The 18,518-nt window shown below is 40.2% G+C and carries 20 protein-coding genes and 1 riboswitch; of the genes, 5 read left to right on the plus strand and 15 right to left on the minus strand.

Annotated elements, in window-relative coordinates:
- Positions 1-155: 155 nt before the first annotated feature.
- From I2484_RS18965 to I2484_RS19015, 11 genes are all read right to left on the minus strand, one after another.
- The gene (locus I2484_RS18965; RefSeq protein ID WP_207152634.1) at positions 156-1,025 is read right to left on the minus strand and encodes a MetQ/NlpA family ABC transporter substrate-binding protein; all 870 of its coding nucleotides are present in this window, start codon (positions 1,023-1,025) and stop codon (positions 156-158) included.
- A 73-nt stretch (positions 1,026-1,098) separates the two neighbouring features.
- Positions 1,099-1,959, minus strand: a complete 861-nt coding sequence (locus I2484_RS18970; protein WP_207152635.1) for a MetQ/NlpA family ABC transporter substrate-binding protein — start codon at positions 1,957-1,959, stop codon at positions 1,099-1,101.
- Positions 1,960-2,014: 55 nt separating this feature from the next.
- Positions 2,015-2,683, minus strand: coding sequence for a methionine ABC transporter permease (locus I2484_RS18975; protein WP_207152636.1), 669 nt, complete (start codon positions 2,681-2,683; stop codon positions 2,015-2,017).
- The gene (locus I2484_RS18980) at positions 2,676-3,701 is read right to left on the minus strand and encodes a methionine ABC transporter ATP-binding protein (RefSeq protein ID WP_207152653.1); all 1,026 of its coding nucleotides are present in this window, start codon (positions 3,699-3,701) and stop codon (positions 2,676-2,678) included. Before I2484_RS18980 ends, I2484_RS18975 begins: the two co-directional genes overlap by 8 nt.
- Positions 3,702-3,868: 167 nt before the next feature.
- Positions 3,869-3,974: riboswitch (SAM riboswitch) on the minus strand.
- A gap of 54 nt (positions 3,975-4,028) precedes the next feature.
- The gene (locus I2484_RS18985) at positions 4,029-4,328 is read right to left on the minus strand and encodes a thioredoxin family protein (RefSeq protein ID WP_207152637.1); all 300 of its coding nucleotides are present in this window, start codon (positions 4,326-4,328) and stop codon (positions 4,029-4,031) included.
- Positions 4,329-4,342: 14 nt separating this feature from the next.
- Positions 4,343-4,684: a toprim domain-containing protein gene (locus I2484_RS18990; RefSeq protein WP_346014222.1), complete on the minus strand. Its 342-nt coding sequence runs from the start codon at positions 4,682-4,684 to the stop codon at positions 4,343-4,345.
- Positions 4,685-4,762: 78 nt separating this feature from the next.
- Positions 4,763-5,146 carry a glycine cleavage system protein GcvH gene (gene gcvH, locus I2484_RS18995; protein ID WP_207152639.1) on the minus strand — a complete coding sequence of 128 codons (384 nt, stop codon included), beginning with the start codon at positions 5,144-5,146 and terminating at the stop codon, positions 4,763-4,765.
- A gap of 75 nt (positions 5,147-5,221) precedes the next feature.
- Complete coding sequence (locus I2484_RS19000) at positions 5,222-5,581, minus strand: arsenate reductase family protein (RefSeq protein ID WP_207152640.1); 360 nt, start codon at positions 5,579-5,581, stop codon at positions 5,222-5,224.
- 794 nt (positions 5,582-6,375) lie between these two features.
- Positions 6,376-8,163: an acyl-CoA dehydrogenase family protein gene (locus tag I2484_RS19005; protein ID WP_207152641.1), complete on the minus strand. Its 1,788-nt coding sequence runs from the start codon at positions 8,161-8,163 to the stop codon at positions 6,376-6,378.
- A 44-nt stretch (positions 8,164-8,207) separates the two neighbouring features.
- Positions 8,208-9,383, minus strand: coding sequence for an acetyl-CoA C-acetyltransferase (locus I2484_RS19010; protein WP_207152642.1), 1,176 nt, complete (start codon positions 9,381-9,383; stop codon positions 8,208-8,210).
- Positions 9,384-9,579: 196 nt separating this feature from the next.
- Positions 9,580-11,964, minus strand: a complete 2,385-nt coding sequence (locus I2484_RS19015) for a 3-hydroxyacyl-CoA dehydrogenase NAD-binding domain-containing protein (protein ID WP_207152643.1) — start codon at positions 11,962-11,964, stop codon at positions 9,580-9,582.
- A gap of 312 nt (positions 11,965-12,276) precedes the next feature.
- On the opposite strand from I2484_RS19015, the gene I2484_RS19020 reads away from it, so the two are divergent.
- The 3 genes from I2484_RS19020 to I2484_RS19030 all read left to right on the plus strand — a co-directional run bounded on the left by I2484_RS19020 (position 12,277) and on the right by I2484_RS19030 (position 13,716).
- Positions 12,277-12,597: a thioredoxin family protein gene (locus tag I2484_RS19020; protein ID WP_207152644.1), complete on the plus strand. Its 321-nt coding sequence runs from the start codon at positions 12,277-12,279 to the stop codon at positions 12,595-12,597.
- Between the two features lie 107 nt (positions 12,598-12,704).
- Positions 12,705-13,169 (plus strand): STAS domain-containing protein, encoded by a 465-nt coding sequence (locus tag I2484_RS19025; protein WP_207152645.1) that lies wholly within the window; start codon positions 12,705-12,707, stop codon positions 13,167-13,169.
- 43 nt (positions 13,170-13,212) lie between these two features.
- Entirely contained in the window at positions 13,213-13,716 is a 504-nt protein-coding gene (locus tag I2484_RS19030; protein ID WP_218628064.1) for a C39 family peptidase, read from the plus strand.
- Between the two features lie 397 nt (positions 13,717-14,113).
- On the opposite strand, the gene I2484_RS19035 is transcribed toward I2484_RS19030, so the two are convergent.
- Together I2484_RS19035 and I2484_RS19040 are read right to left on the minus strand one after the other, a co-directional pair.
- Complete coding sequence (locus I2484_RS19035) at positions 14,114-14,497, minus strand: hypothetical protein (RefSeq protein WP_207152647.1); 384 nt, start codon at positions 14,495-14,497, stop codon at positions 14,114-14,116.
- A gap of 227 nt (positions 14,498-14,724) precedes the next feature.
- Positions 14,725-14,883: a hypothetical protein gene (locus I2484_RS19040; protein ID WP_207152648.1), complete on the minus strand. Its 159-nt coding sequence runs from the start codon at positions 14,881-14,883 to the stop codon at positions 14,725-14,727.
- 754 nt (positions 14,884-15,637) lie between these two features.
- On the opposite strand from I2484_RS19040, the gene I2484_RS19045 reads away from it, so the two are divergent.
- Positions 15,638-16,150 (plus strand): transposase, encoded by a 513-nt coding sequence (locus tag I2484_RS19045; RefSeq protein ID WP_207152649.1) that lies wholly within the window; start codon positions 15,638-15,640, stop codon positions 16,148-16,150.
- Positions 16,147-17,199: an IS3 family transposase gene (locus I2484_RS19050; RefSeq protein ID WP_207152650.1), complete on the plus strand. Its 1,053-nt coding sequence runs from the start codon at positions 16,147-16,149 to the stop codon at positions 17,197-17,199. The genes I2484_RS19045 and I2484_RS19050 overlap by 4 nt, the downstream gene beginning before the upstream one ends.
- Before the next feature lie 383 nt (positions 17,200-17,582).
- On the opposite strand, the gene I2484_RS19055 is transcribed toward I2484_RS19050, so the two are convergent.
- The gene (locus I2484_RS19055) at positions 17,583-17,915 is read right to left on the minus strand and encodes a DUF3139 domain-containing protein (protein ID WP_207152651.1); all 333 of its coding nucleotides are present in this window, start codon (positions 17,913-17,915) and stop codon (positions 17,583-17,585) included.
- Positions 17,916-18,067: 152 nt separating this feature from the next.
- Positions 18,068-18,518: hypothetical protein (locus I2484_RS19060; RefSeq protein ID WP_207152652.1), on the minus strand; the 451-nt coding region annotated here is incomplete at its 5' end.

Genomic DNA, 18,518 nt, shown 5'->3' on the forward strand with positions numbered 1-18,518 from the left:
TACCTGGAAGACTATATGAAAAAGGACTATCCTGAAAAATCAGCTTTACTGACTTCCAGGATAGCCCGACAATAACTAAGTTATGGTTAGCTACTATTCTTCACCAACGTCATTTGACAAAGAGTCCAAAATCATCGGTGGAGCTTTCTTCCTACTTATTTTACTGGAACGACTGTGCCGCCCCATTCTTTTATAATGAATTCTTGAATTTCTTTCGACTTCAATACTTCAATCAAAGCTTTGATCGACTCTTTATCTTCATCGCCTTTTCTTACAGCGATGATATTTACATAAGGTGAATCCGCGTCTTCGATTGCAATAGAATCTTCAATCGGATTCAAGCCCGCATCGATTGCAAAGTTCGAGTTGATCAGCAATGCATCGCCTTCATCATTTGAGTAAAGTTGTGGCATTAGGCCGGGTTCGTAGTTTGCATCAAATTTAATTTTTTTAGGATTTTCAACGATATCTTTCAGTTCAGCAGCTGTTTTATCTATGCTTTCGTCAAGTTTGATAAGTCCTTTCGATTCAAGCATTGCAAGCACACGTCCGTGATCCGAAACAGAGCTACTCATTAATATCGTCGCACCATTTGGAAGTTCATCAAGTGATTTATACTTTTTCGAATAAACACCGATTGGTTCAATATGGATACCGCCTGCATTCACAAAATCGTATCCGGCATCTTTGATTTGCAACTCTAGATAAGGAATGTGCTGAAAATAGTTTGCATCAAGGTCGCCGGATTCAAGATCTTTATTCGGCAACACATAGTCTTGATAGGTTTCGATTTGAAGATCATAACCCTTGTCCTCCAATAACGGTTTTGCTTGTTCAAGAATGATCGAATGCGGTGTATTGGAAGCGCCGACTACAAGTTTAGTTAATTCTTTTTCCCCGCCACTCTTGTTATTGTCTTCTTTGCTTACATTATTACTGTCGCTCGCATTTTTTGTTCCTGTTCCGCAAGCTGCAAGTGCAAGTACGAGTACTGCTAATAAAATTCCTGTAATAAGTTTTTTCATTTCATGATCTCCCTTTTTCTATAATGTTAATCTGGATGACAGGTAAAGCCGGTTGTCCACTCTCATCATCAAATCACTTTACTGGAACGACGTCGCCGCCCCACTCTTCAAGAATAAAGTCTTGAATCTCTTTCGATTTCAATACTTCAATCAATGTCTTGATTGCTTTAGTATTTTCATCGCCTTCTCTTACTGTGATGATGTTCGCGTATGGAGATTCTGTCGCTTCAATTGCAATCGAATCTTCAACCGGATTCAAACCTGCATCAATTGCATAGTTTGCGTTGATAACAACTGCGTCACCTTCATCGTTTTTATACAATTGCGGTAAAAGCGATGGTTCATAATTCGCATCAAATTCAAGATTTTTAGGGTTCTCTACAATATCTTTCACTTCAGCTTTTACTTTATCTACTCCGTCAGCCAATTTGATTAATCCAGCTGACTCAAGCAAAGATAGAACGCGGCCATGTTCAGCTACAGAGTTACTGAATATAATAACAGCACCGTCTGGAAGTTCCTCGATTGATTTATATTTAGTTGAGTACACAGCCATCGGTTCGATATGGATAGCCCCTGCATTCGCAAATTTATAACCATGGTCAATTACTTGTTGGTCTAAATAAGGTATGTGTTGGAAGAAGTTCGCATCCAATTCTCCAGACTCAAGATCTTTATTTGGCAAAACATAATCTTGGTATGTTTCAATGACAAGTTCAATGCCCTTTTCTTTCAATATCGGTGCTGCTTTTTCTAAAATAATTGCGTGCGGTGTGTTAGATGCACCAATGACGATTTTCGTTTCTTCAACGGTTTCATCGACAACTTTGTCTCCCCCACTTGCATTTTTATCGCCACTGTCATTTTTCGCTCCGCAAGCTGCCAATGCGAATACCAGTACTGCTAATAAAATCCCCGTTAATAGTTTTTTCATAATAATTTCTCCCCTTTTCCCTTGTTGGTCTATGATTAACAGGTGAAGCCTGCTATTACCTCTTGTCGAATTTCTTCACCGCGAAATCCCCGATGAATTGAATAATGAAAACGATGATTAAAATAATGACTGTTGCAACAAGTGTAACGTCCTCACGGCTACGCTGGAATCCATCTAAGTACGCGAGTGTCCCAAGACCACCTGCGCCAATAATCCCCGCCATCGCAGTGTACCCAACAAGTGCGATGGCTGTTACAGTAATGCCGGAAACAAGCGCAGGCATCGATTCAGGTATAAGAACTTTAAATATAATCGTCCTCGTTTTCGCTCCCATTGACTTCGAAGCTTCTAAAACACCCTTATCAATTTCCTGCAATGCAATCAACACCATTCTTGCATAAAACGGAGCCGCCCCAATAATGAGAGCTGGCATTGCTGCATCTGGTCCGCGCATAGTGCCTATAAGAAATTTCGTGAACGGTATAAGCAGAATAATTAATATGATAAACGGGATTGATCTGAAAATATTGACGAATGCCCCCGAAATAAAATTGACCAACTTATTCGACCACAGTTGACCAGGACTTGATAGGAAGAGTAATACTCCTAGTCCTAGTCCGATAACTAACGTGAACAAAGTAGATATTGCTGTCATATAGAGTGTTTCTACTGTCGCTTCCCACATCTTAGTCCAATCGACATTCGGAAAAAGGTTTTCAATCATTGCCAATCACCTCCGTCTGAACATCATTTTCATGGAGGTAGAGAATGGCTTCCTCAATGATTGCCGAATCTCCAAGGAGCTGAAGTATGAGTGTGCCGTATGCTCCGCCATGTGTATGAGAAATGTTCCCCTGAACGATATTCACATCGACAGTGAATTTCCGAATGAGACTTGCGAGCACGGGTTGCTCTGTTTTCTCCCCTACAAAAACGAGCTTGATAAGCGTTCCTGAAGGAAATTCTTCCTTAATATGCGCCATTGCCTGCCTCGCTTCCACAGGCTCCGTCACTTGGGAAACAAACCGCTTCGTAATCGGTTCTTTCGGTGATTGGAACACATCGAGGACATCTCCTAACTCGACAACTTTGCCCGCTTCCATTACGGCAACTCTGTGACAAATTTTCCGGATAACGTGCATTTCATGTGTAATAAGAACAATCGTCAGTCCAAGTCGTTCATTAATGCCTGTCAGAAGATCAAGTATTGAATCCGTCGTTTCTGGGTCAAGAGCTGAAGTCGCTTCGTCACAAAGAAGGACTTCAGGGTCGTTTGCAAGCGCACGAGCAATCCCTACGCGCTGCTTCTGTCCACCAGACAATTCAGATGGATACGCATTTTCGCGACCACTCAAACCGACTAATTCAATCAGTTCCGCCACTTTCTTTTCACGCACGGCTTTTCGTACACCTGCTATTTCAAGAGGGAAAGCGATATTCTCCCTTACTGTTCTAGACCATAGTAGGTTAAAGTGCTGGAAAATCATACTTACTTTTTGTCGCGCTTCCCGCAGTTCTTTACCTTTGATTGCTGATATTTCTAGACTTCCTATTTTCACACTGCCCGATGTCGGCATTTCAAGACCGTTCAATAGTCGGATCAACGTACTTTTTCCTGCCCCACTGTAGCCGATGACTCCAAAAATCTCACCGTCAGCAATTTCAAGCGATACATTCTCGACTGCAGAAATACTGCCTGTCCCTACACCGAATCGTTTATTAATATCCGTTAAATGAATCATCATTTTCACCTCTGAAAAATTGTTTTGTTACTAACTCTGTCTAGCTCCAGCGTCCAGATGCTCGGGTCATAAGGCCTTACCGGCGCTCTCCGCTTTTCCATATAAAAAAGCCTTCCTGCAGACGGGCAGAAAGGCTTGACGTTATCAAAAAATAAACGTTGTCCAATCTCTCATCTATCAAAGCTTACGCTTTGTGTGACTTGGCACCATTTCACTTTCGTGACGGTTGCCGGGCTTCGCAGGGCACTATCCCTCCACCTCTCTTAATAAGAGTGACCTATTCAATTGAATGTTAAGACGAAGTATATCAAAGTTCCACATCAATTGTCAATCAATTTTTTCAAGCAGATACGGAACTGACTGAAAAGCATAAATTTTATCGACTACAACGCCATCCTTTTGTATAAGAAGGCAAGGAACGCTTTCGATTTCATAGTCAATTGCGATGTTTTGAACATAATTCAAATCTGCTTTCCCAATTAGTATTTCTGGTCTCATGACGTTAATAACGTTCATCATTTTAGATGCGACCGCACATGTTCCACACATCGGTGTATATAAATAAAACACTGCTACTGAAGACTCTTTCAAAGCCATCTCCCATTGTTCACGTGTCCAAGTCTCCATTAATTCTACATCCTTTAAATTAGAAATTCCGGTCGGATTTTGAAATCCGCACCTTGTAGTATTGTAGCTAACACTTTATATGGAGTTGTCTCCACTTCCCGGTAAACCTTTTCTGTGTACAAATGGATAGCTGCCGGGAACTCCCTTCTGAATAAAATACGGGTCTTTTCTCCATCTTCATCCGCATCAACGAAGACGAATAGTTCATGTTCTTCGTAAGGTGCAAGCAATTCTTCAAGCCGATAAGGACTTACTGTGCCGTTCGTACAAATAATCTCGACAGGCTCAACAAGTATACGGGCCAAACGTTTCTTATCCGAACCGCCTTCAACGATAATTACTCTATCATCCGACACGAGGGTACCCTCCTTCATCGCTCTATTCTATATAGAGATGCAAAAAGCGCCGAAAAAGATATCGGCGCCGTGTCTTAGTTATTCTCCGGCAGTCATTTTTTCATACGCTTCAGCTGACATAAGTTCATCCAGTTCAGAAGCATTTGAAGGTTCAACAACGATCATCCATGCATTGTCATACGGTGATTCATTGACAAACTCAGGGCTGTCTTCAAGTCCTTCATTCACTTCAATTACTTTACCGCTAATTGGTGCATAAAGTTCAGACACTGTCTTAACTGACTCAACGCTTCCGAAAGGCTCGTCCGCTTTGATGTCGTCGCCGACAGATGGAAGTTCAACAAATACGATATCGCCAAGTTCAGATTGCGCAAAATGTGTAATACCAATGCGGTAGTTACCGCCTTCTTCTTTTACCCATTCATGCTCTTCAGAATAACGCAGATCTTTTGGTGTGCTCATTCCGTATCCCTCCAAATAAATAGTTTCATTCTCTTCAATTCTGTCATATTTCTCGGATAAAAACAAGAAAGGAAATCAGTTAGCCCATACTTTGTCGAATTGTTCTTCCTTAAAACCAACAGTCACTTTACCGTCTCCAAAAACAAGTGGTCGCTTAATCAGCATACCGTCAGATGATAGCAAGCTGATTTTCTCTTCATCTGTCATTGTGAGTAATTTGTCTTTCAAGTTTAGCTCTCTATATTTCGTCCCGCTAACGTTAAAAAACTTTTTCAACTCCAATTCGGATGCTGCAATCATCTTCCCGAGCTCTTCTGCTGAAGGAGGAGCTTCCGCTATGTTCACTTCCTGGAAGTCCAGATTGTTCATCTCAAGCCACTGCTTTGCTTTCCTGCATGTTCCACACTTCGGATAACCGTAGTAAATTAAACCCATACCGCAACGCCTCCATTTTCGCCATTATAACAGAAAAGACGTCCAGGTACCTATTGGGCGTTACGTGTATAGGTGATTTTGGATTGCTTCGGATTGAATGACTTCTATACGATTACCGGGATGTCTTGATATGTACCAGCACTTAACAAATGCAAAGCAAGGGAATTTTTTGTGATTATTACTAGGAAGTAGTTTCCAATACCGCTTCGTCGCTTGGTGATGGCCTCCCGTAATGAGCCCCCCAGAAGATCACTGGGGAGGGATTGAACTGCATCCCTCCTTGGTCTCATTACTCCGGCTCACACTTGTCGCTCCTTCGCTAGATTCATTCGCCGTACAAGGGAAGTAGTATAGGTTCTATAGAATTCTAAATTAATCGTGCCGATTATATAGTATTTCTATTTTTATATTAAAGAAGTGTCACCTTCTTATAGAGCACCACATAATCTTTGCTGAAAGTAAGCAAAGAACGCAATGTAGAACGTGCTAGAGTGCCAGAAATTTCATTTTCGGGCACTTACACTCTTTATAGAAATTCTTCTATTCTTTTCTTCCAAAGAAACTGGATTTTCCACTTAACTAATGTAGGAACGCGACAGGTGAATAATCACAACAGGATAACTAAAAAGGTGTGGATAGAAGTGATGGAGTCACTTCTAGCCACACCTGCCTCTCAGTAATAGTGTCGTGATTAGTTAGCCGAAAGCGGACCGAAAATAGTCCAGTGAAAATGGCGATTTTCAAGCCCTCTTCGCCAGCGTTCTATGCAATTAAATCGTTAATCAACAAACGTATTAAACGATATACTTCTCCGCTTCAATCAGCTTGACTGACGCTTCACGTTTTTTCGCGATAATGTTGTATGGATTTGAGCGTGTCAATTTACGCAGTGCAGAAATCATCATGCGCTGGTTGTCGCCATCAACAGCTGCCATCAGCGTTTCTTTCGCATCTCTTTCAATATCCTCAAATGCTTCTTGACAGAAGATTTGTGTGTAAAGAATTTTCTGTTGTTCTTTGTCTTCCCCGTTACGCGCAATTGCTTTTTCTGTACGTAGAAGTGCAGACTCCATTGCGAAGACATTATTAGCGATGTCTGCAATGTTTACAAGTACTTCTTGCTCGGCTTCTAGCTTCGTGCCGAAACGTTGTGCGGCAAGACCAGCAGCGAGCAAACCAATTTTCTTAGCGTTTTTCACAAGTGCTTTTTCTTGTGCAAGCGCTTCGTCACCGATTTCTTCAGGCATCATCATAAGGAGTTCTGCTTGAAGTGCTTGCGCCTGTTGTAGCAATGGCAATTCGCCTTTCATTGCTTTTTTCAAGAACGTGCCTGGCACTAGCAGACGGTTGATTTCATTCGTTCCTTCAAAAATACGGTTGATGCGTGAATCGCGGTAAATGCGCTCTACTTCATATTCTTGCATGAAACCGTATCCGCCATGAAGCTGAACGGCTTCGTCGACGATGTAATCCAATACTTCAGATCCCACGACTTTATTGATTGAACATTCGATTGCGTATTCTGCGATTGCTGCCGCAATTGCTTTGCCATCTTTTTGCTCTTCAAGGCTCAACTGGCTTTGACGCTCTTCAAAGTAACCAACTGTACGGTAAATCAAGCTCTCAGCTGCATAAAGCTTAGATGCCATTGTTGATAATTTTTGTTTCGTCAAGTTGAATGAAGAAATTGGCGTTTTAAACTGTTGACGTTGATTTGTATAAGTAATTGCAAGTTCAAGCGCACGTTTAGATCCGCCCATTGTGCCGACTCCTAATTTGTAACGGCCGATATTTAAGATATTGAACGCAATAATATGTCCACGACCAATTTCTCCTAACAGGTTTTCAACTGGCACTTCTGCGTCTTGTAAGATTAGCGTACGAGTTGATGATGATTTGATACCCATCTTTTTCTCTTCAGCTCCGACAGATACACCTGGGAATTCTTTTTCAACGATAAACGCAGTGAATTTATCGCCATCGATTTTCGCGTAAACAACGAAAATATCCGCAAATCCAGCGTTCGTAATCCACTGTTTTTCACCATTCAAAACGTAGTGTGTTCCAGCAGCATTCATTTTCGCATTTGTCTTCGCACCCAGTGCGTCAGAACCTGAACCTGGTTCAGTCAGTGCATATGCAGAGATTTTGTCACCTGATACAGAGTTCGGCAAATATTTTTTCTTCTGCTCTTCATTTCCAAAAAGGACGATTGGCAAAGTCCCGATACCAACGTGTGCGCCATGCGTGATCGAGAATCCGCCTGCTACAGACATTTTTTCAGAGATAAGTGCAGACGCGATTTTGTCGAGTCCAAGGCCACCATATTCTTCAGGTACATCCGCCCCTAGAAGTCCAAGATCCCCTGCAGATTTCAGTAGTCTTACAGAGTGCTCGAATTCATGATTTTCAAGATTTTCCACAACAGGTAGAACTTCATTCTTCACGTAATCTTCTGTTGTTTTCGCAATCATTTTCTGTTCATCCGTAAAATCTTCAGGCGTAAATACACGGCTAGCTTCAATGTCTTCTGTTAGGAAAGCTCCGCCTTTAATCAGTTCGTTTGTTTTTAATTCAGTCAATGTTGTTTCCTCCTTTTACGTTATCCAGCATTTTTTATAATTTCTTACAACAGTTCAAACACGCCGGCTGCGCCCATTCCGCCACCGATACACATGGTAACGACTCCGAACTGTTTGCCTTGACGTTTTAATTCACTCATCATACGAATCGTTAAAATAGATCCCGTTGCCCCAAGTGGATGCCCGAGAGAGATTGCTCCACCGTTGAAATTCACTTTATCCATATCAAGACCTAAATGACGGATAACTTGAAGTGACTGAGAAGCGAACGCTTCATTCAACTCCCATACATCGATATCCTCAATAGAAAGCCCTGCAATTTTAAGTGCTTTTGGAATGGCTACAATTGGACCGATTCCCATCACTTCAGGTGGTACGCCGCCTACAGCAAATGACAGGAATTTCGCGATTGGCTTCAATCCTTGCGCTTCTGCCACTTCACGGTCCATCACAAGTACTGCGCCAGCACCATCTGATGTTTGTGACGAGTTACCTGCCGTAACAGTACCCGTTACTGAAAATGCCGGACGCAATTTCGCTAATCCCTCTACGCTTGTTCCGTGACGGACTCCTTCGTCCATTTTAAATGTGAAATTCTTCTCGCTATATTTGCCAGTATCATCTACAGAACGCTTCACGACTTCGACTGGTACGATTTCATCATCGAATTTTCCAGCTGCAATCGCTGCACCTGCTTTTTTATGTGACAGTACAGCAAATGCATCTTGCTCTTCACGCGTGATACCGTATTTTACTGCAACTTGCTCAGCAGTGTGACCCATTCCCATATAATACTGTGGAGCCGTTTCTGCTAAGTGAGCATTCGGTCTGATTGTATTCCCCATCATCGGTACCATACTCATTGACTCGACTCCGCCTGCAAGTATCGCTTGCGAGTGACCAAGCATGATGCGCTCAGCTGCATAAGCAATTGATTGAAGACCTGATGAACAGAACCGGTTTACTGTAATTGCGGGCGTCGTATCAGGAAGGCCCGCTAGCGCACCAATATTTCGTGCAACGTTCATCCCTTGTTCAGCTTCAGGCATCGCACAGCCAATGATTAAGTCATCAATTGGGCCGTCATAGCCACCCGCACGTTTCAACGTTTCTTTAATGACAAGTGCTCCTAAATCATCCGGGCGTACGGTTACAAGAGAACCTCTACCCGCTTTTCCCACCGGTGTCCGTGCACCGGCTACTAGTACTGCTTCACGCATTGAATTTCCTCCTTTATATCGGTTGTTCAAAAAGTCCGGTGAAAATTGAGGCCTACAGGAAGTAGGTCATGCAGTGGAGAGGGATTGAAGTTCATCCCTCTTTGATGCGACAGGACGTCGCGACTTTAGACTGCCCTCACTTTTCGGCACTTTTCATCCTCCTTTTTGAACACCCATTTTGCTATACAATACAAACTTAGTTGCGCAGTGGTTTGCCTTTTACGAGCATGTGCTGCATACGCTGTTGTGATTTTGGTTCCGCCACAAGGCTAAGGAACGCTTCACGTTCAAGGTCTAACAGATATTGTTCGTCAACAAGTGTTCCGTATGGTACTTTTCCGCCGGATAAAACAAACGCCAGCTTCTTCGCGATTTTCAAGTCATGCTCGCTGATAAAGCCAGATAGGAACATCCCCTCTGCTCCGAGAAGCATCGTCGCATAACCCGAATCACCTGTAACTGGGAATTTCTCACGTTTAGGTGCTTTATAACCCATGTCAAACAATGCAATAGCTGCTTGTTTCGCATCATAGATTAAGTGATCTGCATTGACACTAATACCATCTGCGAAATCGAGGAAGTTATTTTCACGTGCTTCGTCTCCCGAAGTGGAAACTTTTGCAGTCGCAATTGATTCGAAAACTTTATTGGCAACAAATTGATAGTCAATATGAACGCCCTTCGGCAATCCTTTTAAATGTTTCGTATAAAGCCCTACGTTTCCACCGCCGCCTGGTATCAAACCAACGCCAACTTCAACGAGCCCCAAATAGGTTTCCATTGACGCCTGAATATGTGCTGCTGGCAGACAAACCTCAGTCCCTCCACCAAGCGTCATTGCAAATGGTGCTGCAACAACAGGTTTTGACGAATACTTGATTTTCATCATGGCATTTTGGAATGAGCGAACAGTGAAATCAAGTTCAAAGATATTGTCATCTTGTGCTTCCATAAGAATCATTCCTAGGTTTGCACCTACACAGAAGTTTTTACCTTGATTTCCAATGACAAGCCCTTTGAAGTTTTGCTCAACTTCATCAACAGCGAAATTGATCATTTGAATGATGTCAGGACCAATTGAATTCGATTGTGAATGGAATTCAAGAAGTGCCACGCCATCGCCAAGGTCGATTAAGCTAGCGCCTGAATTCTTTTTAATAACGCCATGTTTTTTCTTATAGCGTTTCAAGTCAATTACTTTTTCATTAACGGGAACAAGCTTGTAATCTTCTCCATCGAAGAAGTAAAGTTCACTGTCTTCTTCTTTATAGAAAGTTTCATAGCCTTTATCGAGCAAACTTTGAACGAATGCTGGAACTTTCTCGCCTTCCTCTTTCATCTTCTTAATAGATTTCGCTACACCGATTGCGTCCCAGATTTCAAATGGTCCCTGCTGCCATCCAAAGCCCCATTTCATAGCATTGTCGATTGCAACGATATCATCTGCAATTTCACCGTTCAGTTGTGCAGAATAAAGCAATGTCGGTGACAGGATATTCCACAAAATTTCACCAGTACGATCTTCCGCATAGACAAGCGTTTTCACTCTATTAGCGAGTCCTTTTTGTTGTTTAGCCATTTCAATAGAAGGTGTTTGCAACTTTTTAGCAGGACTGTAGTCAAATGTCTCTGTATCTAGCTCGAGAATCTCTTTCCCTTTTTTCAAATAGAATCCTTGTTTCGCCTTAGCACCAATCCAACCGTTATCAATCATTTTCTTCATAAATGGCGGCAATTCAAACACTTTTTGCTCGTCGCCTTCCGTCTTGTCGTAAACGTTTTTCGCCACGTGCATGAACGTATCTAGTCCAACGACGTCAAGCGTACGGAATGTTGCAGATGTCGGACGACCGATCAAAGTGCCAGTCACCGAGTCAACTTCCCCAATCGAATAACCACGTTTCTCCATCTCACGCAACGTGATAAGAAGGCCATATGTACCGATTCGGTTTGCGATGAAGTTCGGTGTATCTTTTGCAATTACTACGCCTTTCCCCAGCGTATCTTCCCCAAAACGAGTCATGAACTCAAGTACTTCCGGCGCTGTTGTGCTCGCTGGAATAATCTCAAGTAATTTCAAGTAACGTGGTGGATTGAAGAAGTGTGTGCCCATGAAATGTTTTTGGAAATCTTCCGAACGACCTTCTGCCATCGCTTCAATACTAATACCCGATGTATTTGAAGTAATGATTGTACCCGGTTTACGAACTGCATCTATTTTTTCATACAAACCTTTTTTAACATCAAGATTTTCAACAATCACTTCAATAACCCAGTCAACATCTTTTAATTTTTCCAGATGATCTTCGAAATTCCCTGCTTCTATAAGGGACAGATTACTTTTCTTCGTTAGGGGTGCAGGTTTTTGTTTCAATAGTTTCTGCAAAGCACCTGTTGCAATCTTATTCCTCACAATGCCATCTTCAAGCGTAAGACCTTTTGCCGCTTCCTCTTCAGTTAACTTTCCAGGAACAATATCCAAAAGTAATACTGGAATCCCTATATTAGCGAGATGAGCTGCAATACCCGAACCCATAACGCCTGAACCTAAAACTGCCGCTTTTTTAATTTGATAAGTCACTTGCGAAGCCTCCCCTTTTTCGTTTGAATGAACACTCATTCATTTATTGGGCAAAAAAAATAGAAACCGTTTCTATATCTATTATTGTAGAACATATTGCTAGTTTTCGCAATATTTAAATCTAAAAGTTTTCATCTTAATCAATTTCGCCACGACGTAATTGCGTCCAAATTTTGTGACATCCGCCGGAGGCTTAGGCCATCGAGGAGGAATTGCAGTTCATTCCTCCCTGTTGGTTATCTGAAACATATCATTACCCGACTAAAGCGATTACGTTGTACACTGTCCCTATAAAGGAGGTCAATATATACTATGAAACCAATTACAACAATTGAACAGTTTAATGAAATTATTGCAGGCGATTCCAAAGCACTTATTAAATTCCAGGCAGGATGGTGCCCTGACTGCAGACGCATGGATATGTTTATCGATCCAATCGTTGAGAAATTTAATGAGTACACATGGTATGACGTCGACCGTGACGTACTGCCGGAAGTTGCAGATAAGTATGACGTCATGGGCATTCCAAGTCTTCTTATTTTCCAGAACGGTGAAAAGCAGGCGCATCTGCATAGCGCTAACGCAAAATCACCAGCACAAGTTACTGAATTCCTTGAAGGCGTGAAAGCATAATAGCGTTCAAACACCATCTATACGGGTAGACTCATGTCTATCCGTTTTTCATGCAGCCTTTTACCATATGAAGTATAATAGGGTAAAATGGTAACGAGGTGCGTTAATTGGACTACGAAAATGAAATCCGACAGCTTAAAGCTAAAATCGCTTCCTATGAAAAGGTTCTCCTAGATACAGCGGCACCAATCATTCCTTCAATTGTCGAAAATACAATTCTTGTTCCAATTGCTGGCCACACTAGCCAAAATCGTTTTAATTTAATTCGTACACGCGTCCTCGATTATGTTGGAGACCACAGAGCTACGATTTGTGCAGTATTCGATTTTACTGGGTTAGATCTAAATGACGTTGAGGAATTTGATTTTACAATACTTACAAGCGAAATCGGCCAACTGAATAACACATTGAAACTAATGGGCGTACGTCCTATTTTCGTCGGGTTTAACCCAAGAATAGTCAGAGAAGTCGTACATGCTGGCATTCACATGGAAATTGAAACCTATGTAAACTTCAAAACTTCATTAAAGACTTTGCTAACCGAAAACGACAAATCACTTTCTTCTTTTTGATGAAGTGATTTTTTCATTATGAGAGGTGTGCCTAGTGAAAAAGATGCTGAACGTGAATGGCAAATCGCAATATGACTTGGATATCAACGAGTCATTGCGGGCTTCTGCCTGTGGACCCGTGACGGCTCGTGTTCTAATGGATCAGATTTCTCCGAATGCATTGCCATATGATGTAAACGAATTGTATAAACTTCTTGGCGGGACGAAAATCGGACTTTCAAAAAGGCGTTTCGTGAGTAATATGCGCGAAGTCCTAGGCACCGACTGGACTGTTGCAGAGTGTAGTATAGATGAAGTGATACGCCAAATTGATAGTGGGCGACCCGTTGCGGCGAAGTTTGATAAATGGTTTTCTTTCCGTTGGCGTGGCAGTTACGAATTTGATTATCACTGGGTACCTGTGATTGGCTATGAAAAAAAAGATCATGATGTTGAGCTAATCATTCATGATAATGGCGGGCGAAACCGTCCGAGTCAAGTGCGGCATATTTCTTATTTGAGGGATAAACCTGTTTTGTCATTTGTGAAGATTGAACTGAAAAGTTGAATGCAAAAACATATCTGTTGATTAACTAAAAGTAACCAGAAAATAACTTGATCCCCCCTGGCCGCTACGTGTTTAATTGATTTTGGATCACTTTGGATTGAATGACTTCTATACAATTACCGAGATGTCTGGATGTGTAGAGATAAGACTTTGTCGCATCCCTACACAGTTTTCTCGGTATTCGTATGGTGGTTATTCATCCGCCGCTCTTCAAAAACACGGATACACGAAGTGAAGAAGCTTTTTGGGACGAAAGAATAGAGGGGCTTCTTACCTGGAGAAAAGCCGCCAAAGATGCAGTTTTGGCGGCTGATGCTTTCTTTATGGTTTTTTCTTTTTTTTTTGGTTTTGTTAAATGATATTGTTGAAAATCTAAGAATAAAAGAACTTCTCAAGATTATTTTAATTTACTTGAAATTTTAACTAGAACATAGTTTTTAGTCCACATTTGAGTAGTAGCAATTAATTTTTCTCCATCTTTTTCAAAGAACATACCCCCACCATCTTTCTGTTTAAATTCCCATCCATTTGATACAACCATTTGTTTTAAATTTTCGTCAGCAATCGAAATACCTTTGTTTTCACTACTTGTGATATACCAAATAGAATTGCCTTCTACTGCAATTTCAGCTATTTCACTATCCGATTCCTTCAATTTATCAATCGCTTCTTTTGAAGATATATCATCTATTGGAAGAGAAGGATAATGTAATTTATTTATTAATATGAACACTGCAATAACGGCTATAAATAAACCTGAAATAACCCCGATTTTTTTCAATTAATTATCTCCTTTCTACTAATTTCGAATATCATTTATTATAAGTTCCTAAGCATTCAAACGAACCTAACTTTGATTTTCCTTATTTAACTAAACTGCCTCTTTAGTTGAACAAGAAAAAAGAGCCGTCTAAGCAGCTCAACAATCTTCAAGTATAGCACTCGTTAGTTTAATAAAAGATATTGTAACACTACTAATATAACTTCCCTATTCAGTTAGATAGTTCCCTAATTCGAGTCTGCTTTTTCTTTCTTTCCAATGCTATACCCAAGTACAATACCTAAGATAAGGATAATTAATACATCGATTTCAAAATCCTTTGTTATCAAACTTAATACTACCGCTGCCACAACTGCCCCTAAGATTGCTAATAATAAATTTTTCACATATTGCCCTCCCTCAGCCGCGTAAGTTCAGATTGATTTAATATTATAATTTTATACTAACATTTATTTATTATAGTTGAAATATATTATTAAACTAAACTGCCCCTTTAGTTTAATAAGAAAAAGAGCCGTTTAATCAACTCAATGTTCTTCAAGTAAAGCACCCGTTAGTTGAAGAAGGTTAACTAAGCATACTGCCAAAAAATATTATAAAAATTAGTACCGCAGAAAAACAAATTGTGAAAAATATAGTTAATATACTTCTAGTCAATGATTTCCATTCTTTTACATCCTTTAACCCAAGAATTCCAAGAACAAAAGTTATCAACGTAATGCCTAAGACAATATTTAGTGGATGAGTTCCTAAATTATCGATGAAAAACCTAATAAGTTTAGGCGTTATTGCCAATAGAAATAAAGGGATACAAGATAAAGAAAGAATAAAGGATCATAAATTAATATTAATTTTCATACACACATTTTCCTTTAAAATCAGTATTTTCGTTCCACCCTACTCTTAAATAATAGCTTTTTTCATCACTTCTAAATTCCCCTTTCAAAAATAAATTTCACATTCCACAACAATTCTCCATACGTAAGTTTGACGATATCTATTGGTAAAAGTTTAAAATTAAAAAATAATCTTGTTCAACTAAACTGCGTCGTTAGTTGAATAAGGAATCCCCCTCTGTTACGCTAGTTGTCGTATAGAACTCTCCTGTTATAATTTAATTAAAGATGGAGGTCGTGCGACATGAGTAGTGAAAATAGGAATAGATATACCCAAGAATTAAAGGACGCTGTCCTAGTAAGAATGATGCCCCCTAATAACGAATCCGTTAAGAGTATTAGTAAGGATACAGGTGTTTCAGAACAATCTCTTTATCAATGGAGAAAAAAAGCCCGTATTGACGGAAATGCAACACCTGGAAACGGACGGACTTCAGATCGCTGGAGTAGTGAAGATAAGTTTCTGGTAGTGATGGAAACCTACGCAATGAATGAAACAAATCTTGCAGAATACTGCCGCAAAAAAGGTTTATATAAAGAACAGATTGACGCGTGGCGTTCTGTTTGTCTGAATGCCAACACTGGTGAACTGAATCAAACTAAACGGCTTTCCCAGGAGCTGAAGGATGAAAAAAGACGGACAATCGAGATTGAAAAAGACCTACGTATAAAAGAGAAAGCGTTGGCAGAAGCCGCGGCCTTATTACTATTAAGAAAAAAGGCCCGAGCGATCTGGGGGGACCACGAGGACGAATGATTATCTCGTCAGATCGCGAACTTGCGGTAGAGCTTATCCAAGAAGTGAATCTAAACGGTGCGCGATTGGCTAAGGCATGTTCGGAACTAAACATTAGTGTTCGCACGTATGAACGCTGGGTTTCGGATGATGGAATAAAAGAAGATCAACGTCCCCATGTGCAGCGACCTACACCAATAAACAAGCTGACAGAAGAGGAAAGACAAGTTGTCATAGAGACTACAAAAAAAGAGGAGTTTGTTGATTTACCCCCTTCACAAATTGTGCCGAAGCTAGCAGATGATGCGATATATATCGCATCAGAATCAACGTTTTATCGTATATTACGCGAAGAGAAAATGCAGCAGCATCGCGGACGAAGTAAAAGACCAGAAACGAAATTACCCGAAAGTTATTTAGCAACGGCTCCTAATCAAGTTTGGACTTGGGATATTACTTGGTTGAAAGGACCTGTTAGAGGTCTCTATTATAAGCTTTACTTGATCATTGATTTATTCAGTCGAAAGATTGTCGGTTGGGAAGTTTGGGGAATTGAAGACGCCGCTCACGCTGAAGTATTAATTAAAAAAGCCATTATAAGTGAAAAGATACACGGGGCTCCACTTGTCTTACACTCCGATAATGGAAGCCCAATGAAAGCAGCAACGTTTCAAGTATTACTTGAAAAACTAGGTATCCAAAGCTCATATTCCAGACCACGAGTGAGTAACGATAATCCGCATTCTGAAGCAATCTTTCGAACACTTAAATATCGACCCGAGTTCCCGTATGATGGCTTCGAATCAATTGAAAATGCGCGGTCATGGACCGCCAGGTTCGTTCATTGGCACACGCATGAACATCAACATAGCGGAATAAATTTCGTTACTCCAGAACAAAGGCACACAGGTGCCTATATTGAAGTACTAAAAAATCGACATGAAATCTATCAACTAGCAAAACAAAAGCATCCAGAGCGCTGGTCAGGATCAACAAGAAACTGGAATCCACACGAATCAGTCGCATTAAATCCAATGAAACAAAAATTACGAACAGATAAAACCCGCTAATAAACGATTGAAGATATCTACGAATAGCATTTATATTCCTCAGTCTCTCTTTATTCACCTCTTCTATTGATGATGGATCAGAGTAAAACTCTGATCCATCATCAACAGAAGAGCAAGCGAAGCGCGGTAGAAAAACGAAACTATATCGACTTAATAGCTAATCTAGAAAAAGAGCAATATGCGACAACTATCTTGACAAACACCGCCCCGTTAGTTTAACAAGCAAAAAGAGCTCCCTAAGAAGCCCCTGTTGTTCGACTAAAGCTCCCTTTACTTTAAGTTCATTCCTTCACGATCTAACACATAAAATATCATAATCTATCAGAGATAATAAAATTAATTAATTTTGAAAGGGAATAGTTTATAATCTCCAACTTTTTATTTCATTCGTATGGCTCGTAATGCTTTAATTTATCTTTTGAAAAAATCGTGGAATCTATTGAATGATATTCATACTGTCCTATCTGTTCTTTATTGTGAGCAAAATAAATATACACCACATTTGGTTCATCTGAAAAAATGACGTTAACCCAATACTTTGGCAGCCCTGCAAGATGCCATTTACCTTCAATTGACTGTATATCTTCCTTACCGTATGACATCTCTTCTGTCAGGAAGTCTTCAATTTCATTTTCGTACAAGCGTTTTTTTGTTTGTACAATATAAAACGGAACAAGTAATAAAATTACCAACCCAATTATAATTAACTTTTTCATTCAATCAACCCCAATACGAAATCTGCCCTTTGTTTAACTAATCGACTATCGAAACACTCTTTTTAAAAAAGATATCCAAATTACAGCAGTTCTTCTTCAACTAACCAGCATATGTTTCAACAGCAAATTGACAAAAAAAAGCTCCTCGTTTCTCAAACTGCATTAATAGTATATCGTCCTAGGGGTGCTTTTATTTCAAAGAAATATTTTTTATTTCTCTTTAATTTTTTAAATTTCATGCTATTGCCAGGTGAAATTTGAAACTCATCAATGATAATATTACCCTGTTCATCTTTTATTCTTAGCAACACAACACTCTCACTATTCGCATCATTAATAACCTCCTTTGTCCAAAAAAAGCTATCGTATATTACATAATCTTGTGTATTAATCGAATCATAAAAGAAACTAATGCCTCGCCATTCTTCATTATCATCTGTTATTTCTACTATTCCATGAACTATTGGAAAAAAGAATTGATTAACAACCCTTACATCTTGCACGACTAGACTACCGATTATCGTAATTATAAAGGTCATCAGGGAAGCTATAACTACTTGTAAACGACGTTTTTTATTGATGCGTTTAAACGGTTTTTTCGCA

Source organism: Sporosarcina sp. E16_8 (assembly GCF_017347095.1).
GTDB lineage: Bacteria > Bacillota > Bacilli > Bacillales_A > Planococcaceae > Sporosarcina.